At 70.2% G+C, this 20,612-nt stretch carries 19 protein-coding genes and 1 pseudogene; 8 read left to right on the plus strand and 12 right to left on the minus strand.

The window, feature by feature from the left end:
- Positions 1-8: 8 nt before the first annotated feature.
- The 6 genes from paaE to ASD13_RS14645 form a co-directional block, all read right to left on the minus strand.
- Positions 9-1,172 (minus strand): 1,2-phenylacetyl-CoA epoxidase subunit PaaE, encoded by a 1,164-nt coding sequence (gene paaE, locus ASD13_RS14620; RefSeq protein WP_055870628.1) that lies wholly within the window; start codon positions 1,170-1,172, stop codon positions 9-11.
- Position 1,173: 1 nt separating this feature from the next.
- A complete protein-coding gene (gene paaD / locus ASD13_RS14625) occupies positions 1,174-1,668 on the minus strand; it encodes a 1,2-phenylacetyl-CoA epoxidase subunit PaaD (protein WP_017828373.1) in 495 nt (164 codons plus the stop codon).
- Complete coding sequence (gene paaC, locus ASD13_RS14630) at positions 1,662-2,525, minus strand: 1,2-phenylacetyl-CoA epoxidase subunit PaaC (protein WP_055870631.1); 864 nt, start codon at positions 2,523-2,525, stop codon at positions 1,662-1,664. The genes paaD and paaC overlap by 7 nt, the downstream gene beginning before the upstream one ends.
- Positions 2,522-2,827 carry a 1,2-phenylacetyl-CoA epoxidase subunit PaaB gene (gene paaB / locus ASD13_RS14635; RefSeq protein ID WP_055870634.1) on the minus strand — a complete coding sequence of 102 codons (306 nt, stop codon included), beginning with the start codon at positions 2,825-2,827 and terminating at the stop codon, positions 2,522-2,524. Before paaB ends, paaC begins: the two co-directional genes overlap by 4 nt.
- Positions 2,827-3,801: a 1,2-phenylacetyl-CoA epoxidase subunit PaaA gene (gene paaA, locus ASD13_RS14640; protein WP_055870636.1), complete on the minus strand. Its 975-nt coding sequence runs from the start codon at positions 3,799-3,801 to the stop codon at positions 2,827-2,829. Before paaA ends, paaB begins: the two co-directional genes overlap by 1 nt.
- An 87-nt stretch (positions 3,802-3,888) precedes the next feature.
- Positions 3,889-4,308 (minus strand): hypothetical protein, encoded by a 420-nt coding sequence (locus tag ASD13_RS14645; protein ID WP_055870639.1) that lies wholly within the window; start codon positions 4,306-4,308, stop codon positions 3,889-3,891.
- 92 nt (positions 4,309-4,400) lie between these two features.
- Between ASD13_RS14645 and ASD13_RS14650 the strand changes: the two genes are divergently transcribed.
- Positions 4,401-6,536 carry a RecQ family ATP-dependent DNA helicase gene (locus tag ASD13_RS14650; RefSeq protein WP_055870642.1) on the plus strand — a complete coding sequence of 712 codons (2,136 nt, stop codon included), beginning with the start codon at positions 4,401-4,403 and terminating at the stop codon, positions 6,534-6,536.
- A 36-nt stretch (positions 6,537-6,572) separates the two neighbouring features.
- Here ASD13_RS14650 and ASD13_RS14655 read toward each other — a convergent pair whose 3' ends face one another.
- On the minus strand, positions 6,573-7,340 hold the full coding sequence (locus ASD13_RS14655) for an IclR family transcriptional regulator (protein WP_017828379.1): 768 nt from the start codon (positions 7,338-7,340) through the stop codon (positions 6,573-6,575).
- Positions 7,341-7,498: 158 nt separating this feature from the next.
- Here ASD13_RS14655 and dhaK point away from each other — a divergent pair, with 158 nt between their 5' ends.
- From dhaK to ASD13_RS14685, 7 genes and pseudogenes are all read left to right on the plus strand, one after another.
- Positions 7,499-8,491 carry a dihydroxyacetone kinase subunit DhaK gene (gene dhaK / locus ASD13_RS14660; RefSeq protein WP_055871210.1) on the plus strand — a complete coding sequence of 331 codons (993 nt, stop codon included), beginning with the start codon at positions 7,499-7,501 and terminating at the stop codon, positions 8,489-8,491.
- The gene (gene dhaL / locus ASD13_RS14665; RefSeq protein ID WP_055870645.1) at positions 8,491-9,132 is read left to right on the plus strand and encodes a dihydroxyacetone kinase subunit DhaL; all 642 of its coding nucleotides are present in this window, start codon (positions 8,491-8,493) and stop codon (positions 9,130-9,132) included. Before dhaK ends, dhaL begins: the two co-directional genes overlap by 1 nt.
- Positions 9,132-9,833, plus strand: a pseudogene (locus ASD13_RS17825) (HPr family phosphocarrier protein); the annotation flags it as partial. The gene dhaL and the pseudogene ASD13_RS17825, both read left to right, overlap by 1 nt.
- 120 nt (positions 9,834-9,953) lie before the next feature.
- Entirely contained in the window at positions 9,954-11,642 is a 1,689-nt protein-coding gene (ptsP, locus tag ASD13_RS14670) for a phosphoenolpyruvate--protein phosphotransferase (RefSeq protein ID WP_055871212.1), read from the plus strand.
- A 79-nt stretch (positions 11,643-11,721) separates the two neighbouring features.
- On the plus strand, positions 11,722-12,150 hold the full coding sequence (gene paaI, locus ASD13_RS14675; RefSeq protein WP_055871214.1) for a hydroxyphenylacetyl-CoA thioesterase PaaI: 429 nt from the start codon (positions 11,722-11,724) through the stop codon (positions 12,148-12,150).
- A 23-nt stretch (positions 12,151-12,173) separates the two neighbouring features.
- On the plus strand, positions 12,174-13,493 hold the full coding sequence (gene paaK / locus ASD13_RS14680; protein ID WP_055871216.1) for a phenylacetate--CoA ligase PaaK: 1,320 nt from the start codon (positions 12,174-12,176) through the stop codon (positions 13,491-13,493).
- A 76-nt stretch (positions 13,494-13,569) separates the two neighbouring features.
- Entirely contained in the window at positions 13,570-14,211 is a 642-nt protein-coding gene (locus tag ASD13_RS14685) for a TetR/AcrR family transcriptional regulator (RefSeq protein ID WP_055870647.1), read from the plus strand.
- A 20-nt stretch (positions 14,212-14,231) separates the two neighbouring features.
- On the opposite strand, the gene paaZ is transcribed toward ASD13_RS14685, so the two are convergent.
- The 5 genes from paaZ to ASD13_RS14710 form a co-directional block, all read right to left on the minus strand.
- Complete coding sequence (paaZ, locus tag ASD13_RS14690; RefSeq protein ID WP_082531523.1) at positions 14,232-16,313, minus strand: phenylacetic acid degradation bifunctional protein PaaZ; 2,082 nt, start codon at positions 16,311-16,313, stop codon at positions 14,232-14,234.
- Between the two features lie 11 nt (positions 16,314-16,324).
- Complete coding sequence (locus ASD13_RS14695; protein WP_055870653.1) at positions 16,325-17,194, minus strand: 3-hydroxyacyl-CoA dehydrogenase family protein; 870 nt, start codon at positions 17,192-17,194, stop codon at positions 16,325-16,327.
- A complete protein-coding gene (locus tag ASD13_RS14700; protein WP_055870657.1) occupies positions 17,191-17,946 on the minus strand; it encodes an enoyl-CoA hydratase/isomerase family protein in 756 nt (251 codons plus the stop codon). The genes ASD13_RS14695 and ASD13_RS14700 overlap by 4 nt, the downstream gene beginning before the upstream one ends.
- Complete coding sequence (locus ASD13_RS14705; protein ID WP_055870659.1) at positions 17,946-19,136, minus strand: acetyl-CoA C-acyltransferase; 1,191 nt, start codon at positions 19,134-19,136, stop codon at positions 17,946-17,948. Before ASD13_RS14705 ends, ASD13_RS14700 begins: the two co-directional genes overlap by 1 nt.
- A gap of 132 nt (positions 19,137-19,268) precedes the next feature.
- Entirely contained in the window at positions 19,269-20,588 is a 1,320-nt protein-coding gene (locus ASD13_RS14710) for an MFS transporter (RefSeq protein ID WP_055870662.1), read from the minus strand.
- Between the last annotated feature and the right edge of the window lie 24 nt (positions 20,589-20,612).

Genomic DNA, 20,612 nt, shown 5'->3' on the forward strand with positions numbered 1-20,612 from the left:
CCTCCGGGTCAGACGTCGTAGTCCACGACCACGCGGTCGCTGGTCGGATGGGACTGGCAGGTGAGCACGAATCCGCGTTCGAGCTCGTCGGGCTCCAGGGCGTAGTTCTCGGTCATGGTCACGCTGCCCTCGATCACACGGGCACGGCAGGTGCCGCAGACACCGCCCGCACACGCGAACGGCGCATCGGGCCGCACGCGCAGTGCCGCGTTGAGCACCGACTCGTGCGCGTCGACCGGGCTCTCCACGGTCGAGGAGACGCCGTCGAGCGTGACCTCGATGCGCACGGTCTTCTCGCCGACGCGCACCTGCACGGGTCGGGCCGCGCGAGCCGGTTCGTCGCCGGTGGTGAACAGTTCGAAGCGGATGTGCGAGCGCTCGACCCCGACGTTGGCCAGCACCTCGCGGCAGAGGTCGACCAGGGCGAGCGGTCCACACAGGAACCACTCGTCGACGCTCGACGGCGGGATCAGCGTGCCGAGGATCGTGCGCAGCTTCTCCTCGTCGATCCGCCCGGAGAGCACCGGAGCCGCGCGCTGCTCGCGGGAGAGCACATGGTGCAGCACGAGTCGGGTCGGGTAGCGGTCCTTGAGGTCGGCGAGGTCTTCGAGGAACATCACGTCGAGCGTGGTCCTGTTCGTGTACAGCAGTGTGAACCGCGACGTCTCGGACCGCGTCAGCACCGTGTGGGCGAGCGCCATCAGCGGCGTGATGCCGGAGCCGGCGGCGATGCCCACCACGTGGCGGTCGTCGAGGTCGTCGAGCGCCGAGGTGAACGTGCCCTGCGGGCTCATCACGTCGATCTCGAATCCGGCGTGCAGGCCGGTCTGCGCCCAGGTCGAGAAGAGTCCGCCTTCGTCGCGCTTCACGGCGACGCTCAACCGGGTGTCCTGTCCGTCGTCGCGGTGCTCCGGCGCACGGCACAGCGAGTAGGAGCGCCGCACCTCGACGCCGTCGAGGGTGGTGCGCAGCGCGACGTACTGGCCGGGAAGATGGTCGTACTCGTCGGCGAGTGCGGCGGGCACGGTGAATGTCACCTCGACCGCGTCGTCGGTGAGTGGGCGCACGTCTTCGACGGTGAGGGTGTGGAAGCGGGCGCGCGTGCGCGGAGCGGCCGCGCGCGGCGTCGTCGCACGCGGGAGGGAAGCCGGCGCGGAGGTGAAGAGCGACATGTCAGTGCACCTTGAAGTGATCGAAGGGCTCGAGGCAGGCGCGGCACTCGAACAGCGCCTTGCACGAGGTCGAGCCGAAGTGGGAGACCTCGCGGGTGTCGAGCGACCCGCAACGAGGGCAGCGCACGCTCAGCGAGAGGCGGATGGGGCCGGTCGAGACGGCAGCCCGGCCGGAGGGCGGCGCGATGCCGTAGGCCGCGAGCTTGGTCTTGCCGGCCTCCGTCATCCAGTCCGTGGTCCAGGCGGGGGAGAGGACAAGGCGCACCTCGACCTCGTCGAAGCCGGCGGCGGTGAGGGCGAGGATCACGTCGTCGCGGATCGTGTCCATCGCGGGACAACCGCTGTAGGTCGGGGTGATGTCGACGTGGACGCTGGTGCCGTCGACCTCGACCGCACGGAGAACGCCGAGGTCCTCGATCGTGAGGACGGGCACCTCGGGGTCGGGGACGGAGGCGGCGATCCGCCAGGCGGCCTGCGTCGGGGTGAGGGTCACCATGTCGCCCCCGGATGCCGTCGGGCGAGCACCTGCATCTCGGCCAGGATGTGCCCGAGCGGCGTCGCGTGCGCGCCGTCGCGCCCACCCGCCGACGAGGACATGACGGCGGGAACCGACACGTCCGCCTCGGCGAACACGGTGTCGACCACGCGGTCGAACGCGGGGCGCAGGCTCGAGGGCCGCGCGGCCGCATCTCCGAGCCGGTCGATCAGGTCGTCGTCGCGGAACAGCTCGTCGACGTACGGCCAGACGTCACCGATCGCCCGGATGATGCGGGTGCGGGACTCCTCGGTGCCGCCGGCGAGTCGCAGCATCCACTGCACGGCGTGATCGCGGTGGTAGTCGACCTCCTTGAGCGACTTCTCGGCGATCGCGGCGAAGGTCTCGTCGCTGCTGGCGCGCAGGGCCGAGTACAGCTCGAACATGTAGGTGGCCACCACGAACTGCCGCGCGATGGTCTGGGCGAAGTCGCCGTTGGGCTGCTGCACGATCCAGGCGCAGCGGAACTCGGGCTCGTCGCGGAAGAAGGCGAGATCGTCTTCGCTGCGGCCGTCGTACGAGCCGGCATAGTGCAGGAAGGAGCGTGCGTGGCCGAGCAGGTCGAGCGCGATGTTGCCCAGGGCCACGTCCTCCTCCAGCTCGGGGGCGCGCGAGATCCAGGCGCCCAGCTGCTGGGACAGGATGAGCGCGTCATCGCCGAGGCGCAGTGCATACTCGGCGATGTCGGCCGACGCGGCGACCGCGCCGGTGCCGGAGAGCTCCTGCGAGAGGCTGATTTCGTCGACGGAGACGTCGCCGTGGATGTCGCCATGGACGTCGGTGCCCTCGTGCGCGGTGGTCGGGTGCGGTGCGCTCACAGGTGCGGCACTCCCTCGGAGGCCGTGTAGTACACGGCGTGGCGGTAGTTCTTGCCGGCGGGGCTCTCGAAGTACGCGCCCTTGGCATCCGGGTCGCTCGTGGTGATCGCGTCTGCCGGCGCGACCCAGATCGAGACGCCCTCGCCGCGGCGCGTGTAGAGGTCGCGAGCATTGCGGATCGCCATCTCGGCGTCCGGCGCGTGCAGCGAGCCGACGTGCACGTGGCTGAGGCCCCGGTTCGCGCGCACGAAGACCTCCCACAGGGGCCAGGGTTCGCGCTCGTCCGCTCCCGGCGACGCCATCACGCCACCGCCTTCGTCTTGAGGGACTGCTTGCGCGCGTACTCGGCCGCGGCCTCGCGCACCCAGGCGCCCTCTTCGTGCGCGGTGCGGCGCCGTTCGAGACGCTCGGCATTGCACGGTCCGTTGCCGCGCACCACCTCGAAGAACTCGTCCCAGTCGATCTCGCCGATCACGTACTGGCCCGTCTCCTCGTCGAAGCGCAGGTCGGGGTCGGGCAGGGTCACGCCGAGGATCTCGGCCTGGGGCACGAGCATGCCGACGAACCGCTGACGCAGCTCGTCGTTCGAGAACCGCTTGATCTTCCACTTCATCGACTGCGCCGAGTTGGGGGACTGGCCATCGGGCGGCCCGAACATCGCGAGGCTCGGCCAGTACCAGCGGTTCACCGCATCCTGGGCCATCGCGCGCTGCTCCTCGCTGCCCTGCATGAGGGTCAGCAGGATCTCGAAGCCCTGGCGCTGGTGGAACGACTCCTCTTTGCAGACCCGCACCATGGCGCGCCCGTACGGGCCGTACGACGCCCGGCACAGCGGCACCTGGTTGCAGATCGCGGCACCGTCGACGAGCCAGCCGATCGCGCCCATGTCCGCCCAGGTCGGGGTGGGGTAGTTGAAGATCGACGAGTACTTCGCCTTGCCGCTGATGAGCTGATCCATCATCTCGTCGCGCGTGGTGCCCAGGGTCTGCGCTGCGGAGTAGAGGTAGAGGCCGTGGCCGGCCTCGTCCTGCACCTTCGCCATCAGGATCGCCTTGCGCTTGAGGCTCGGCGCGCGCGTGATCCAGTTCCCCTCCGGCTGCATGCCGATGATCTCGGAGTGCGCGTGCTGGGAGATCTGCCGGACCAGCGTCTTGCGATACGCCTCCGGCATCCAGTCGCGCGGCTCGATGCGCTGCTCGTTGGCGATGAGCTCGTCGAAGAGACGTTCCTCATCGGAGATCTCGCCCACCAGGGATAGGTCTGCGGCACTGGTCATCGTCGACTCCTCGGCATCCGGTCAACTTTACTGACCGATCGTTAGGTAATTCTGACACAGAGGACGGCCGGATTCAAGGCGCGACTCTCACTGCGAGCGGGAGATCAGCTCCAGGAGGGCTCGCCCGTAGGCCTCGGAGGGGTCTGGATGCTCGAATGCGAGCGCATCTCCGCCGATCTCGATGTCGACCCGGAAGGTGTCGTCGAGGCGCACCAGTGCGCGGAAGGTGCCCCGGAGCAGGTCGCGCAGCTGATCCTCCCTCGGCAGCCACACCGCATCCGCGAGCGTGACCGCGTCGAGAGCCCACTCGGTGGTCCCGTTGAACGCCAGGTCGGTGCCGCTCGGAGTCTGTCGGGCCTCGATCGTCATCTCGCTGACGGTGAAGACCTCGGCCTCCGCCTCGAGTTCCACATCGTCCGGCAGGTCGAGCTGGAACCGATCGCCCTCCGCGGGGTGCCAGACGAGTCCGCGGTCTCGCAGGGCGACGGCGAGCTCACGTGTGATCATGTCCTCACGCTAGACGAACGGACGCGCCCAGGGGCCGGCGAACCTGGGGATGCCGCCAACGGGGTGTCGGCGGGGTGGGGCAGAGTGGGAACATGACCTCCGCAGCCTCTACCGACACTCGCGAGGCCGCCCGCGCGGCGCTGCGCGAGCTCGTCGGCCGCTCAGACGCCGACTTCCACGACGGCCAGTACGAGGCGATCGAGGCGCTCGTCGAAGGGCGCCGCCGCGCGCTGGTGGTGCAGCGCACCGGCTGGGGCAAGTCGGCGGTCTATTTCGTCGCGACGCTGCTGCTGCGGCGTCAGGGGGCGGGGCCCACCGTGCTCGTGTCGCCGCTGCTGGCGCTCATGCGCGACCAGATCGCGGCCGCCGAGCGTGCAGGGGTGCGTGCGGTCGCGATCAACTCCACCAATGCGCACGAGTGGACCGACGTGCTCGGGCAGCTCGACCGCGACGAGGTCGACGTCCTGCTGGTCTCGCCGGAGAGGCTCAACAACCCGGCCTTCCGCGAGCAGCAGCTGCCGGCGCTCGTGCGCCGCATCGGGATGCTCGTCGTCGACGAGGCGCACTGCATCAGCGACTGGGGCCACGATTTCCGCCCCGACTACCGGCGGCTGCGCGACCTGATCGCCCAGATGCCCGCCGATGTGCCGGTGCTGGCGACCACCGCGACGGCGAACAGCCGGGTCGTGGCGGATGTGGCGGAGCAGCTCGGCAGCCTCCAGGCGGGTGGCGATCTGCGCGGCGATTCCGGAGCAGAGCCGGTGCTCACGATCCGCGGACCGCTCGCGCGCACCTCGCTGCGCCTCGGCGTGCTGCGCCTGCGCGATTCGGCGAGCCGCCTCGCGTGGCTGCTGAGCCACCTCGACGACCTTCCCGGTTCCGGCATCATCTACACGCTGACCGTCGCGGCTGCCGTCGACACCGCCCGCCTGCTGCGCGATCACGGGCACGACGTGCGGGCCTACACCGGGCAGACCGACACCGAGGAGCGCGCCGAGTCCGAGGGCATGCTCAAGCGCAACGAGGTCAAGGCTCTGGTCGCCACGAGCGCGCTGGGCATGGGCTTCGACAAACCCGATCTGGGATTCGTGCTGCACCTCGGAGCGCCGTCGTCTCCCGTGGCGTACTACCAGCAGGTGGGTCGTGCCGGCCGTGCCAGCGAGAGCGCCGACGTGCTGCTGCTGCCGGGGGTCGAAGACCGCGACATCTGGCACTACTTCGCGACGGCCTCGATGCCGGATCGGGAACGCGCGGAGCGAGTGATCGACGCGCTCGGCGATGCGCCGATCTCGACGCCGGCGCTCGAGGCGATGGTCGACATCCGCCGCACGCCGCTGGAGCTGCTGCTGAAGGTGCTCGACGTCGACGGTGCGGTCCGGCGCGTGCAGGGAGGATGGGTCGCGACCGGTGAGCCGTGGACCTACGACGCCGAACGCTACGAGCGCATCGCCGCCGAGCGCCTCGCCGAGCAGCAGCACATGATCGAGTACGAGCAGACCGACGGATGCCGCATGGAGTTCCTGCAGCGGTCGCTCGACGACGACACGGCGGCGCCCTGCGGGAGGTGCGACAACTGCGCGGGCGGGTGGTTCCCGCGCGAGATCGGCGAGTCCGCGAGCACGCAGGCGGCGGAGTCGCTCGACCGCGTCGGCATCCCGATCGAGCCTCGGCGCGCATGGCCGACCGGTGCCGATCGGCTCGAGGTGCCGGTCAAGGGACGCATCCCTGCCGACGAGCAGGCGGGGGAGGGGCGGGCGCTCGCGCGTCTCACCGACCTGGGCTGGGGAGGGGCACTGCGCGAGATCTTCGCCGCCGGTGCGCCCGACGCCGCGGTGACGCCCCAGCTGCTCCAGGCCTGCATCCGGGTTCTCGCCGGATGGGGGTGGGAGGCGCGACCCGTCGCCGTCGTCGCCATGCCCTCGCGTTCGCATCCGCTGCTGGTCGACGCGCTCGCCCGAGGGCTCGCCGACGTCGGCCGCCTGCCGTATCTCGGCGCGCTCGACCCCGTCGCGGGTGGGCCCACCGGAGGGCCGGGCGGGAACAGCGTCTTCCGCCTCGCCGGGCTCTGGGACCGCTTCAGCGCTCAGCACCTCGACGTGCCCTCTGGTCCTGTGCTGCTCGTCGACGATCTGGTCGACAGCCGGTGGACGATGACGGTCGCTGCCCGTGTGCTCCGTCAGGCCGGGGCGTCCCAGGTGCTGCCGTTCGCCCTGGCGCTGCGCGGTTGAGCGCGATCCACCTCGCCGGGTCGAGGTGAGAGGCTCTCAGTCATCGGCCGGGGCGACGCGCGGCGGCCACGTGGTGGCGCCGAGCTCGCGCGAGATGTTGCGGGCCGTCTCGCGCAGGGCGTTGAGGATCGCATCCGAGGCGGGCGTCTGCGAGGTCGGCAGCACCACGGCGACGGCGGCGACGATGGCGTTCGAGGCATCGGCGACGGGGGCCGCGATCGACGACTCGCCGAGCACCGCTTCGTCGAACTCCCCGGCCATGCCGCGTTCGGCGATGGCCGGCAGCTCCAGGGTGAGGCGAGCGAGGTCGGTCACCGTGTCGCCGGTGAGGCTGCGCAGCGGCTGTTCGAAGACGCTCTGCTGGAATCCCTGATCGTAGGCGAGGAGCACCTTGCCCATCGCCGAGGCGTGGGCGGGGATGGCGACCCCGGTCTCGAGCATCTGCTGACTGTCATCCGGGCGCAGATTGTGGTGGATCACGAGCACGTCGGTGAAGTGCGGGGCGCCCAGGCGCACCGAGAGGTCGGTGCGGCGCGCGAGCTCCTGCGTCCATCGCATCGCCCGCGCTCGCACGTCGAGGGTGTCGAGATAGACGTTGCTCAGGCGCAGCAGGGTCGGACCGAGCATGTAGCGCTGACCACCCCGCTCCTTCGCGACGAGTCCGTGCGAACGCAGCGACTTCACGATCCCGTGCACGGTCGACGGCGGCAGGCTGAGGGCCGCGGCGAGGTCGGTGATGCCGAGGTGGCGTGCTCCCTGGAGCAGTTCGAGGACCTTCGCCGCGCGATCGATCGCCTGGATCACGGGAGGCCTCCTTCCGGTGCGTCGTCGAGCCGGTGCAGATGGAGCCGGGCTTCACGAATGATCTTGACAACCCGGCAGGCTCCGAGCATATTCGACATTAACGAATTGCTTTCGGATTTTTGCGAAAGACACCACGAAGGATCAAAGGAGATCGAATGATGAAGAAGCTCATCAACGCCCCGGAAGACGTTCTCGTCGAATCCCTGAAGGGCGTCGCGCTCGCTCATCCCGAGCTCTCCGTCGACCTCGACAACCACGTCATCACCCGCGCCACCCCCAAGGCGCAGGGCAAGGTCGCCATCGTCTCCGGTGGTGGCTCCGGCCACGAGCCGCTGCACGGCGGCTTCGTCGGCACCGGGATGCTGGATGCGGCTGTGGCCGGTGAGGTGTTCACATCGCCCACCCCCGACCGCGTGCAGGTCGCCACCAAGGCCGTGGATCGCGGAGCCGGTGTGCTCCACATCGTCAAGAACTACACCGGTGACGTGCTGAACTTCGAGATGGCCGCCGAGCTCGCCTCCATGGAGGGGATCGAGGTCGGCAGCGTCATCGTCGACGACGATGTCGCGGTGCAGGACTCGCTCTACACGGCCGGACGCCGCGGGGTGGGTCTCACCGTGCTGCTGGAGAAGATCGTCGGTGCGGCCGCGGAGGAGGGGCGCGACCTCGCCGCCGTGGTCGAGCTCGCCAAGAAGGTGAACGGACAGGGCCGCTCGATGGGCATGGCTCTCACCAGCTGCACGGTCCCTGCTGCGGGCAAGCCCACGTTCGACCTCCCGGACGACCAGATGGAGATCGGCATCGGCATCCACGGCGAACCGGGTCGTCATCGCGAACCCCTCGCCCCGGCGTCCGAGATCGCCCGGCAGCTGGTCGAACCGATCCTCGCCGACATCGATGCCACAGGGCCCGCGATCGTGATGCTCAACGGCATGGGCGCGACGCCGCTCATCGAGCTGTATCTCATGTACGGCGAGGTCGCAGCGCTTCTCGAGAAGTCCGGCGTGCAGGTGGCCAGGAACCTCGTCGGCAACTACATCACCTCGCTCGACATGGCCGGATGCTCGGTGACGCTGCTCAAGGCCGATGATGAGCTGCTGCGGTTGTGGGATGCCCCGGTGAACACCCCCGGTCTGCGGCGGGGCGTCTGATGGCCGCGGTCGACACCGTCGTGCTCACCGACTGGGTCTCCCGGTTCGGTGCGGCCGTCACCGAGAAGCGCGACTGGCTCACCGAACTCGACTCGGCCATCGGCGACGCCGACCACGGAGCCAACATGGCTCGCGGCATGAGCGCCGTCGGCGAGAAGCTCTCCGCCGGAGCGCCAGGTACGGTCGATGAGCTGCTCAAGACCGTCGGGATGACTCTCGTCAGCTCCGTCGGTGGAGCCAGCGGTCCGCTCTACGGAACGTTCTTCCTGAGGATGGGGATGGCGGCGGGGCCGGTGGCCGACCTCGACGGCCCCGCTCTCGCGGCCGCGCTGCGGGCAGGACTCGACGGCATCGTCGCGCGCGGCAAGGCCGAAGCGGGGGACAAGACCATGTTCGACGCGATGGCGCCAGCGGTGGATGCGATGGACGCCGCGCTCGCCGCGGGGGCATCGGTCCAGGACGCGGCCAAGGCCGCCGCTGACGCGGCCGCGGCCGGACGCGACGCCACTCTGCCTCTCGTCGCCCGCAAGGGCAGAGCGAGCTACCTCGGGGAGCGCAGCGCCGGGCACCTCGACCCGGGGGCGGCATCGACGGCGATCCTCTTCGACACGCTCGCCGCGGCGGTCGCGGACGACGCCTGATGATCGGCATCGTCGCCGTCTCCCACAGTGCACGGCTCGGGGAGGCGGCGCTGGAGCTTGCCCTGCAGATGGTCCATGACGGCGGTGTGCGGGTGAAGGTAGCGGCCGGAGCGGGCGTGGATGCCGATGGCGCACCGATCCTCGGAACCGACGCCGTCGCGGTGGCAGCGGCCATCGATGAGCTCGCCGCAGACTGCGACGGTGTGCTCGTCCTCATGGACCTGGGGTCCGCTGTGCTCAGCGCCGAGCTCGCTCTCGAGCTGCGATCCAGCGTCGTACCCGTGCGGCTCGCGCCGGCCCCGTTCGTGGAGGGACTCCTCGCCGCCGCGGTGTCTGCGGCGGCCGGCGGGTCGCTCGACGACGTCGCCTCGGAGGCGTCGGCCGCGCTCGGAGCGAAGACCGGCGCGCTCGGCGTCGAGGAAGAGCACGCATCGGGACCCACTGTTCCCCCGGCGTCGGACGCAGATGTGCAGGTGCGCCGCGTGCGCGTGCGCAATCCGCTCGGCATCCATGCGCGTCCTGCGGCCCTGATCGCCAAGGCGGCGGCAGGAGCGGACGTGCGCCTGCGTCGCCTTCCCGATGGGCCCGATGCCGCGGCGGCGAGCCTGACGCGTCTCCTCGTCCTCGGCGCACGGCAGGGCGACGAACTGGAACTGTCCGCACGCGGCGATGACGCGAGGGAGGTGCTCGATCGCCTGGTCGCGCTGTTCGACGACGGCTTCGGTGAGGGCACCGACGACGTGCGTCAGGAGAGCCGACCCGAGAACGACGCCGTACCGACGACGCGAGCCGCGGAAGCTCCGCCGTCGACGCCGGAGAAGGTGACGGGTCCGACGCGCGAGTTCGCGGCCGGCTCCGTGCTTCGAGGGCGCGGGGTGAGCCCCGGCCAGGTCGCCGCCCGTGTCGTCCACCTCGCACCCCCGCTTCCCGAACCCGACCCGGACACGGTCGTCGCCGAAGCGGATCGGGATTCCGAGGTCTCCGCCATCGAGTGGGCAGCGGTCGCCGTTGCCGATCAGCTGCGCTCGCGCACCGCGCAGGCGACGGGGGAGACCAAGGCGATCCTCGATGCCTCCCGCCTGTTGGCATCCGATCCTGAGCTGGTGTCCGAGGCGACCGCGCTCGTGCGGTCGAAGGGGCGCAGCGCTGCCCGCGCGGTCTGGGAGACGGCCGTCGTCCACGAGAAGGCTCTCGCCGCGCTCGGGGGCCGGATGGCCGAGCGCATCGCCGACATCCGCGACGTGCGCGACCGCATCATCGCCGAGATCCTCGAGGTCGACATGCCTGGCGTCCCGGAGCGCGATGAGCCCTTCGTCCTGGTCGCCCCCGATCTCGCTCCCGCCGACACCGCGCTGCTCGCCGGGGGAGCATGCGTCGCCCTCGTCACCGCTCAGGGCGGGCCGACCTCGCACACCGCCATCATCGCGCGCTCTCTCGGCCTGCCTGCCGTGGTCGGTCTCGACGACGCCGAAGCGATCCCCGCCGGCGTGATGGTGCTCGTCGACGGCGACCGGGGCACGGTCGAGGTCGAGCCTGCCGAATCGGTCATCGCGCTGGCGCGCGCGTCGGCGACCGCCGTCGACTTCGACGGTGTCGGCGTGCTCGCCGGAGGGCAACGGATCCCGCTGCTCGCCAACGTCGGCGGAGCAGCCGACGCGGTCAGCGCCGCCTCGGCCCGCGCGGAGGGCGTCGGGCTCTTCCGCACGGAGTTCTGCTTCCTCGATCGCGTCGATGCTCCGAGCATCGACGAGCAGGTCGCCGCCTACCGCGGTGTGCTGGCCGCCTTCCGCGAGCGCAAGGTCGTCGTGCGCACCCTCGATGCGGGAAGCGACAAGCCGCTGCCGTTCGCTAACGCCGAGAGTGAGGACAACCCCGCCCTCGGCGTGCGCGGACTGCGGATCGCGCGCCGCCGCCCTCAGCTCCTCGACGACCAGCTGGCTGCGCTCGCTCGGGCGGCTGCCGAGGAGGCGGCGCAGGTCGAGGTGATGGCTCCGATGGTGGCGACGGTCGATGAGGCCGCTGGCTTCGCCGAACGGTGCCGGGCCGCGGGGCTCGACCGGGTGGGCATCATGATCGAGACGCCGTCGGCGGCTCTCCTCGCCGCCGAGCTGTTCGAGGTCGTCGACTTCGTCAGCCTCGGCACCAACGATCTCGCGCAGTACACGATGGCGGCGGACCGGCTGCTCAGCGACCTGGGAGATCTGAACGATCCCTGGCAGCCCGCGGTGCTGAGACTCATCGGTATCGTCGGCGACGCGGGCAGCGCTGCCGGTAAACCGGTGGGGGTGTGCGGCGAGGCCGGCGGTGACCCTGAGCTCGCACCCGTGCTGGTCGGATTGGGAGTGACATCCCTGTCGATGGCCCCGCGGTCGCTGGGACGGGTCGCTGCGCGGTTGAGCGCGGTGTCTCCGGCGGCGTGCCGTCGAGCGGCGGCAGCCGCGATCGCTGCCCCCACGGCCGCCGCAGCGCGGGCCGCCGCCGCGGCGGCGCTCGCCGACTCCGTTGACTAACTGACCGATCGTTCGGTTAGTATGAGCGGGTCGGATGTCGCAGGTGCGACGTCCGACCCGCTCGACGAGGAGGTCGACGATGACACAAGCGACGACGCAGGCGACCGACGCCGTGCGACCCAATCGCGCCATGATGGAGCGCGACCGCGCCTCGGCCTCGTTGGGCCTGGTCGTCGAACGCGACGATCCGGGGCATGCGGTCGTCTCGATGCGCGTGCGGGATGACATGACCAACGGCTTCCAGATCACCCACGGCGGATTCGTCTTCGCCCTGGCCGACACCGCCTTCGCGATCGCGTGCAACGAAGACGATCGGGTCACGGTCGCCGCCGGAGCGGACATCTCCTTCCTCAAGCCGACCGTCTCCGGCCAGACGCTCACCGCGACCGCGATCCGGCGATCGCGCACCGGACGCTCCGGCATCTACGACGTGACCGTCGTCGACGAGCAGGGCGACCCCGTCGCCGAGTTCCGCGGGCGTTCCCGCACCACCAGCCAGACCTTCTGACCCCCCTGGAGCACCCCGTGTCGATGACGACCGCAACATCCTCCCGTGTCCGCCCGCCCGCAGCCGCCGAGCTCGATGCCGAAGAGCGCATGGGTCGCGACGAGATCGCCGCGCTCCAGCTCGCCCGACTGCAGCAGACCGTGCGCCACGCCTACGCGAACGTGCCTCTCTACACGCGCAAACTCGATGAGGCGGGTGTGCGTCCGGAAGACATCCGTACCCTCGACGACGTGCAGCTGCTGCCCTTCACGACCAAGGAGGATCTGCGCGAGACCTACCCGTTCGGGATGTTCGCGGTGCCGATGTCCGACGTCGCCCGCATCCACGCCTCCAGCGGCACCACGGGGCGACCCACGGTCGTCGGTTACACGCGGGGCGACCTCGACAGGTGGGCTTCGCTGGTGGCGCGCTCGCTGCGTGCGAGCGGGATCCGCCGCGGGATGAAGGTGCACAACGCCTACGGTTACGGGCTGTTCACCGGCGGTCTCGGCGCGCACGCGGGCATCGAAGCGCTCGGAGCGACCGCCATCCCCATGTCCGGCGGCCAGACCGCCCGCCAGGTGCAGCTCATCCTCGACTTCGAGCCGGACGCGATCCTGTGCACGCCGAGTTACCTCCTCACGATCGCCGACGCGATGGCTGCGCAGGGCGTCGACCCGCGCTCCACGTCGTTGAAGGTCGCGGTGCTGGGCGCCGAGCCGTGGTCGAACGAGATGCGTCACGAGCTCGAACAGCGTCTGGGGATCGACGCCCTCGACATCTACGGGCTCAGCGAGGTCATGGGGCCGGGGGTGGGCAATGAGTGCCTCGAGACCAAGGACGGTCCGCATCTGTGGGAGGACCACTTCCTGCCGGAGATCATCGACGGGGACAGCGGGGCGGCGCTGCCGGACGGCGAACTCGGCGAGCTCGTCTTCACCTCCCTCACCAAGGAGGCGTTCCCCGTGATCCGCTATCGCACCCGCGATCTCACCCGGCTGCTGCCGGGGACCGCGCGTCCGGGGATGCGACGGATGGAGAAGATCACCGGTCGCAACGACGACATGATCATCCTGCGCGGTGTGAACCTGTTCCCCACGCAGATCGAGGAGCTGGTCCTGGGGATCGAGCAGCTGACCCCGCACTTCATCCTCGAGCTGTCGAAGGAAGGACGGATGGACACGCTGAAGGTGCGGATCGAGCGCCATCCCGACCTGTCCGTGGAGACCTGCCAGAGCGCGGCGGAGGTGCTCGCGCAGCGGATCAAGATCTTCGTGGGATCGACCGTCGCGGTTCAGCTCGCCGAGCCGGGGACGCTGCCTCGGAGCGAGGGGAAGTACAAGCGGGTGTACGACCTGCGGTGACGACGAGCGACACCGCGGTCGCCTCGCGGCCGATGCTCCGGTGCGCACGCCCCATCGGGTGCGAGACTGTGGGGTGATGTCCGAGATGCAGAGCACACGACGAGGCCGCCCCGGGTACGACCAGCAGGGGATCCTCGGTGTCGCCGTCGCCGCCTTCAACGAATACGGGTACGACGCCACGTCGATCGGCATGCTCGCCGAGCGGCTCGGTCTGTCGAAGTCGGCGATCTACCATCACTTCGGCTCGAAGGACGAGATCCTCGACCTGGCTCTCGACGCGGCCCTGAGCGGCCTCGAGGCCGTCGTGGAGAACCCGCTTCCCGAATCGGCCCAGGGGCCGGCTGCACCCAGCGCTGTCGACAGGCTCGAGCACGTGCTCCGCGGCGCCGTCCGTGTGCTCGTCGACCAGCTGCCGGCCGTGACGCTGCTGCTGCGCGTGCGGGGGAACACCGATGTCGAGCGCAAGGCGCTGATCCGCAGGCGGGCCTTCGACCGTCGGATCACCGCGCTCGTGTCGGAGGCGCAGAGCGAAGGCGCGCTGCGGGCCGACATCGATGCGAGCGTCGTCGCGCGACTCGTGTTCGGGATGATCAACTCGATCGTCGAGTGGTACCGCCCCGGCGGACGCGAGGGCGCCGACCGTCTCGCCGACGATGTGGTCGCCCTCGCTCTCGACGGGCTGCGCACGCGCGGTGAGGCCGGAGCCGCGGCCGTCTGACCCCGACTCCGGCGCCGCTGCTACGCCGCCGCCTGCTCCTTCGCGACCAGCGTGAGCACGTCGTAGGTGGCCACGATGTCATCGTGCTGATTCTTCAGCACGGCGTCCCAGCGCACCTCTCCGTACTCGTCGGTCTCGCGGGGGGTGATCTGCTTCGCGGTGAGCTCCACACGGATGTCGTCGCCGGGGGAGACCGGCGTCACGAACCTCAGGTTCTCCAGCCCGGAGTTCGCCAGCACGGGACCGGGCGCCGGGTCGACGAAGAGACCCGCAGCCCACGACACCAGCAGATACCCGTGCGCGACGCGTCCGGGGAAGAACGGGTTCGCGGAGGCTGCGGTCTCATCCATGTGCGCGTAGAACGTGTCGCCGGTGAACGCCGCGAACGTCTCGATGTCGTCGAGGGTCACGGTGCGCGAGCCGCTTCTGACCTGATCGCCCACGTGGAGCTCGGCCAGAGACTTGCGGAACGGATGCACGCCGCCGTCCTGCTCGTAGGGGTGCGCTGCCGCGCCCTGATGCCAGACGCCGGTGAGGGCGGTCATCATCGTCGGAGAACCCTGCACGGCCGTGCGCTGCATGTGGTGCAGCACCGCGCGGATGCCGCCGAGCTCTTCGCCTCCGCCCGCGCGGCCTGGGCCACCGTGCACGAGGTTCGGGAGCGGGGAGCCGTGTCCGGTCGAGCTGCGGGCATCATCGCGGTCGAGGAAGAGCACGCGTCCGTTGTAGGCGGCCATGCCCGTCGCGAGCGCGACCGCGACCTCGGGGTCGTGCGTGGCCACACTCGTCACGAGCGAGCCGCCGCCGCGTGCCACCAGGGCGCTCGCCTCGTCGAGGGTGCGGTAGCCGATGATGCTCGACACCGGGCCGAACGCCTCGATCTCGTTGACCGCCGGGCTCTGGGCGTCGGGGAATCGCAGCAGCATCGGTGCGACGAAGGCGCCATCGGGGGCGGGTCCTTCGCTGCCGTCGACGTGACGCACGATCGGGGCGTCGGTCGTACCGATCACGAGTTCTCCGCCGCCGGCCTGCAGGCGCCCCACCTGACGCAGCACCTCTTCGCGCTGTGCGGTCGAGGCGAGCGGACCCATCGTGACCCCCTCGGCGCGCGGATCGCCGAGGACGACCCGCGCGGACAGCCGCTCGCGGACCGCGGCGATGACGTCGTCGACGGCAGCCGTCGGCACGATCGCGCGACGGATGGCCGTGCACTTCTGCCCGGCCTTCGTGGTCATCTCGGCGACGAGCTGCTTGATGTAGGCATCGAACTCGGGCGTGCCGGCGACGGCATCCGTCCCGAGGATCGAGGCGTTGATCGAGTCGGTCTCGCTCGTGAAGCGCACGCCTCCCGTCTGCACGCACTCGTGCGCGCGCAGCTGCTCTGCTGTCGACGCCGAACCGGTGAAGGCCACGAGGTCGCCGAGCCGCAGCTCGTCGAAGAGATCGGGCACGCTGCCGGAGACGAGCTGCAGCGAGCCCGCGGGGAGCAGGCCGGACTCGACCATCACGCGCACCATCGCCTCGGCGAGATACCCGGTCGGGGTCGCCGGCTTCACCAGGGTGGGGACGCCGGCGAGGAATGCGGGAGCGAACTTCTCCAGCGCCCCCCAGACCGGGAAGTTGAAGGCGTTGATCTGCACCGCCACGCCCCGCAGTCGCGTGTAGATGTGGCGGCCGAGGAAGGATCCGTCCTTGGAGAGGTTCTCCACGCCGCCGTCGACGTAGACCTTGGCGTTGGGCAGCTCGCGACGGCCCTTGCTGGAGTACGCGAACAGCACACCGATCCCACCGTCGATGTCCACCCACGAGTCCTGTGTCGTGGCGCCGGTGCGGCTGGAGAGCGCGTACAGCTCGGCCTTGCGTTCGGTGAGGGCGAGGGCGAGCTGCTTGAGCCGCACGGCGCGCTGGTGGAACGTGAGCTCCCCGAGCGAGGCCTGCCCGACCGTGCGGGCGTGGTCGAGCACGGCACCCAGGTCGAGTCCGTCGGTCGAGACGCGGGCCACGACCTCTCCCGTCGAGGCATCACGCACCTCGGTGGCCCGAGCCGTGGACGCCGGCGTCCACCACTCTCCCTCGACGTAGCTGGGGAGGATCTCGGTCATCTCAGTTCCCTTCATGAGGCGTCCCATTCGTAGAAGCCGCGTCCGCTCTTGCGGCCGAAGTGGCCCTCGGCGACCAGGCGACGCAGCAGAGCCGGAGGTTCGAAGCGCTCACCCAGATGGGCGGCGAGGTACTCGGCGATGCCGAGCCGCACGTCGAGTCCGACGATGTCGGTGAGTCGGAGCGGTCCGACCGGATGCTTGTATCCGAGCGTCATCGCCGTGTCGATGTCTTCGGCGGAGGCGACGCCCTCCTCGAGCATGCGGATCGCCTCGAGCCCGAGCGCGACACCGAGCCGGGACGACGCGAAGCCGGGAGCATCGGCGACGACGATCGGCGTCTTGCCGAGGGCGGCGACCCAGCCGCGGGCGGAATCGACGAGCGGGGGAGCGGTGCTCGCTCCGCGCACGATCTCGACGAGCGTGGAGGCGGGCACCGGGTTGAAGAAGTGCATGCCGAGCAGGCGCGAGGGGCGATCGAGCACGGCGGCCAGCTCGTCGATCGAGATGGAGGAGGTGTTCGAGGCGATCACGGCGTCGGAGGCGACGTGTGCTTCGACACGGCGGAGCGCATCGATCTTGAGCGCGAGATCCTCGGGCACCGCCTCGACGACAAGGGCGCACGGGGCGAACAGCGCGGCATCCGTGCCCGTCGCGAGACGCTCCCGATACTCCTCGACGGGTGCGAGCGCCGTGCCTCTGGCGATCGACGAGTCGACCGACTCGAGCACACGGGCGGCGGCCGCCTGTGCGGCGTCGGCATCGCGCTCGACGACGGTGACCCGGGAACCGGCGAGCAGGAACGCGTGGGCGATGCCGGCGCCCATGCGTCCGCCGCCGAGCACGCCCACGTGCTCAGGGGCGAGGGAACTGGTCTCGGTCATCGGTCTCTCCGCTCCAGGAAGTCGGTCATCCGTCGGAATTTCTCCGGGCTCTCGAACAGCTCGGCCTGTGCCTCCAGGTCGACGGCGGGGTGGTGGTCACGAGGCGCGCGGAACACGCGCTTGGTCGCGATGGTGGCTGCCGGGTCGTTCCGGACGATGCGATCGACGATGGCGTGCGCGGCCGGCAGCAGGTCCGCCGGCTCGTGGATCGCCGAGACGAGTCCGATGCGCAGCGCCTCCTCGGCCTTCACGGTGCGACCGGTGAGCAGCAGCTCGATCGCCCTGGCATCTCCGACGATCTCCTTCAGCCGCCATCCGGCTCCTGCCGCGGCGAGGATGCCCAGTCCGGTCTCGGGGTTGCCGATGGCGATGGACGGGGTCGCGATGCGGATGTCGGCGGCATAGGCGAGTTCGGCTCCGCCCCCGAGCGCATATCCGTCGATCGCCGCGATGACCGGCATGGGCAGTTCGGCGAGGCGGATGAACGCGTGAGCGTTGATACCGCGCAGTGCGTCGGCCGCACGGCGCTCGCGCAGCTCGGCGATGTCGGCCCCAGCCGCGAACACGCCGCCGGCGCCGGTGAGGATCAAGGGGCGCGGTGCGGCTTCGAGCTCGGCGCACAGCGCGTGCAGCGCATCGATGGTGGCCTGGTCGATCGCGTTGCGCTTGTGCGGACGATGGAGCGTCGCGACCACACGGTCGCCGTGGCTCTCGACGAGGAGGGGATCGCCGGCGGGCGAGGGTTCCGACATCACACCTTCTCCACGATCAGGGCGGCGCCCTGTCCGACGCCGACGCACATGGTGGCCAGGCCGTAGCGCGACCCCTCGCGTTCCATGCGGCCGAGGAGGGTGACCAGCAGTCGGGACCCGGACGAACCGAGCGGGTGGCCCAGGGCGATGGCTCCACCGTCGGCGTTCACGCGCGATTCGTCGAGACCGAGCCGTCGGATGCAGGCGATGGATTGCGTGGCGAAGGCCTCGTTGAGCTCGATCGAGCCGATGTCGTCGATCGAGAGGCCCGCCCGTCGCAGCGCCTTCTGAGTCGCGGGAACCGGACCGAGGCCCATGACCTCGGGCGCGAGGCCCGCACTGGTGCCGGCCACGATGCGGGCACGCGGCACCAGACCGTAGCGCTCGACTGCCGCAGCGCTCGCCACCACGATCGCGGAGGCACCGTCGTTGAGGGCGCTGGAGTTGCCCGCGGTGACGACCTGACCGCCGGCCACGACGGGTCGCAGCCGCGCGAGGCCCTCGAGCGTCGTCTCCGGCCGCGGACCCTCGTCGACCGTGACCTCGCCGGAGCCGACGGGCACGCCGACGATCTCCGCCTCGAACCGCCCGCCCGCGATCGCCGCGGCGGCGCGCTCCTGCGAGCGCAGCGCGAAGGCATCCGCCTCGTCGCGGCTGATGCCGTCGACGCGGGCGACCTCCTCCGCCGTCTCCGGCATCGAGAACGTCGCCTTCTCGCGCGCCAGAAGGCGCGGATTCGGGAAGCGCCAGCCGATCGAGGTGTCGAACGCGGCACCGGGCTTCGCCCAGGCCTTCTCCGGCTTGGCCTGCACCCAGGGCGCGCGGGTCATCGACTCGACTCCGCCGGCGAGGATCACATCGGCGTCGCCGGCGCGGACGGCCTGCGCCGCCATCGTGACGGCGGACATCCCCGAGGCGCAGAGCCGGTTGACTGTGATTCCGGGGACGCTGTCGGGAAGCCCCGCGAGCAGCACCGCCATCCTGGCGACGTTGCGGTTGTCCTCGCCCGCCTGGTTGGCGGCACCGAGGATGACCTCGTCGATCTCGACCTGCAGCGGGTCGATTCCGGCGCGCAGCGCCGCTTCGCGTACGACGATCGATGCGAGGTCGTCCGGGCGGACGGAGGCGAGGGCGCCACCGTAGCGTCCGACCGGGGTGCGTACGCCTCCCACGAGGTATGCCTCGGTCATGCGGAACTCCTGACTGCGTTGTCTCGACGGGTGGCCCGTGTCCGGACGATCGATCCGAATTACTGACCGATCGTCCGGTAATTATGTCACAGACTCAGGGATCGCTGCGATCCCGGGTGTTCGGCCCGAGGCTCACGTGAGCAGATCGACGCCCTTGGTCTCCTTGACGAGGGAGACTCCGATGAGCGAGATCACCGCGGCGACCGCGATGTAGACGCCGATCGTCCAGGCCGCGTGGAACTGGTTCATCAAGGCTTCGGCGATCATCGGCGCGAACGCCCCGCCGAGGATCGCGCCGAGGGCGTAGCCGATGGATACTCCCGAGTAGCGCACGTTCGCGGGGAACATCTCGGCGTAGAGCGCGGCCTGGGGCCCGTAGGAGAGACCGAGCGCGAACGTCATCACGAACAGCGCCACGAAGTACCAGAGGATGTTCGCGGTATCGATCAGGAACCACATCGGCACCGCCCACAGGGCGAGTGCGATGTACCCGATCTGGAAGGTGCGGATGCGACCGAGTCGATCGGAGAGGTGTCCTCCCCAGAGGGTGAAGATGAGCCATCCGAACGAGGCGAGCGTCGTCGCCAGCAGAACCGGAGGACGCTCCATGCCGAGCGTCGCGACGGCGTAGGTCGCGAAGAACGCGATGAGCAGGTAGCCCGCCGCGTTGTTGGCGATGAAGATGATCGCGGTCAGGACCACCTGCTTGGTGTTCTGGCGGAACAGGCGGCTCAGCGGAGCGGATGCCTCCTTGCGGCGACGTCGCAGATCCTCGAAGACCGGGCTCTCGTCGACGGCGCGGCGGATCACGTAGCCGACCGCGATGAGCACGATCGAGAGCAGGAACGGGATGCGCCAGCCCCACTCGAGGAAGGCCTCCGGCGACATCGAGCTGGTGAGCACCCACAGCGTCGAGGTGGCGAGGATCATGCCGACGGGGACACCGATCTGCGGGAACGCGCCGAAGAGTCCTCGTCGGTTGCTCGGCGCATGCTCGACCGCCATCAGTGCGGCTCCGCCCCACTCGCCGCCCGCGGAGAATCCCTGCACGATGCGGAGCAGGATCAGCAGGATGGGCGCGGCGACGCCGATCGCGGCGTAGGTCGGCAGGATGCCGATGAGCGATGTGGACAGCCCCATCATGATGAGGGTGAGCACGAGCATCTTCTTGCGCCCGAGCTTGTCGCCGAGGTGGCCGGCGACGATCGCGCCGAGGGGGCGGAAGAGGAAGGAGATGCCGATGGTCGCGAACGAGAGGACCTGGGCGAAGCCGGGGCTCTCCTGGGCGATCGGGGCCAGGAACAGCGGTGCGAGCACCAATCCCGCGGCCTGGGCGTAGATGAAGAAGTCGTACCACTCGATCGAGGTGCCCACGAGGGTGCCGGCGAGCACCCGCCGTTCTTCGGCGGGCATCCGTGCGGACGAGGTGCGGTCGGAGACTGCTGACGTCATGCGAACTCCATTGTTCTGCGATTC

It is taken from the genome of Microbacterium sp. Root1433D1 (genome assembly GCF_001426835.1).
GTDB lineage: Bacteria > Actinomycetota > Actinomycetes > Actinomycetales > Microbacteriaceae > Microbacterium > Microbacterium maritypicum.

What these genes read in the sequence shown, in the direction of transcription:
- paaE (WP_055870628.1), bottom strand. Translation starts at nt 1,172, where the DNA reads ATGTCGCTCTTCACCTCCGCGCCGGCTTCCCTCCCGCGTGCGACGACG.
- paaD (WP_017828373.1), bottom strand. Translation starts at nt 1,668, where the DNA reads ATGGTGACCCTCACCCCGACGCAGGCCGCCTGGCGGATCGCCGCCTCC.
- paaB (WP_055870634.1), bottom strand. Translation starts at nt 2,827, where the DNA reads ATGGCGTCGCCGGGAGCGGACGAGCGCGAACCCTGGCCCCTGTGGGAG.
- paaA (WP_055870636.1), bottom strand. Translation starts at nt 3,801, where the DNA reads ATGACCAGTGCCGCAGACCTATCCCTGGTGGGCGAGATCTCCGATGAG.
- ASD13_RS14645 (WP_055870639.1), bottom strand. Translation starts at nt 4,308, where the DNA reads ATGATCACACGTGAGCTCGCCGTCGCCCTGCGAGACCGCGGACTCGTC.
- ASD13_RS14650 (WP_055870642.1), top strand. Translation starts at nt 4,401, where the DNA reads ATGACCTCCGCAGCCTCTACCGACACTCGCGAGGCCGCCCGCGCGGCG.
- dhaK (WP_055871210.1), top strand. Translation starts at nt 7,499, where the DNA reads ATGAAGAAGCTCATCAACGCCCCGGAAGACGTTCTCGTCGAATCCCTG.
- dhaL (WP_055870645.1), top strand. Translation starts at nt 8,491, where the DNA reads ATGGCCGCGGTCGACACCGTCGTGCTCACCGACTGGGTCTCCCGGTTC.
- paaI (WP_055871214.1), top strand. Translation starts at nt 11,722, where the DNA reads ATGACACAAGCGACGACGCAGGCGACCGACGCCGTGCGACCCAATCGC.
- paaK (WP_055871216.1), top strand. Translation starts at nt 12,174, where the DNA reads ATGACGACCGCAACATCCTCCCGTGTCCGCCCGCCCGCAGCCGCCGAG.
- ASD13_RS14685 (WP_055870647.1), top strand. Translation starts at nt 13,570, where the DNA reads ATGTCCGAGATGCAGAGCACACGACGAGGCCGCCCCGGGTACGACCAG.
- paaZ (WP_082531523.1), bottom strand. Translation starts at nt 16,313, where the DNA reads ATGACCGAGATCCTCCCCAGCTACGTCGAGGGAGAGTGGTGGACGCCG.
- ASD13_RS14695 (WP_055870653.1), bottom strand. Translation starts at nt 17,194, where the DNA reads ATGACCGAGACCAGTTCCCTCGCCCCTGAGCACGTGGGCGTGCTCGGC.
- ASD13_RS14700 (WP_055870657.1), bottom strand. Translation starts at nt 17,946, where the DNA reads ATGTCGGAACCCTCGCCCGCCGGCGATCCCCTCCTCGTCGAGAGCCAC.
- ASD13_RS14705 (WP_055870659.1), bottom strand. Translation starts at nt 19,136, where the DNA reads ATGACCGAGGCATACCTCGTGGGAGGCGTACGCACCCCGGTCGGACGC.
- ASD13_RS14710 (WP_055870662.1), bottom strand. Translation starts at nt 20,588, where the DNA reads ATGACGTCAGCAGTCTCCGACCGCACCTCGTCCGCACGGATGCCCGCC.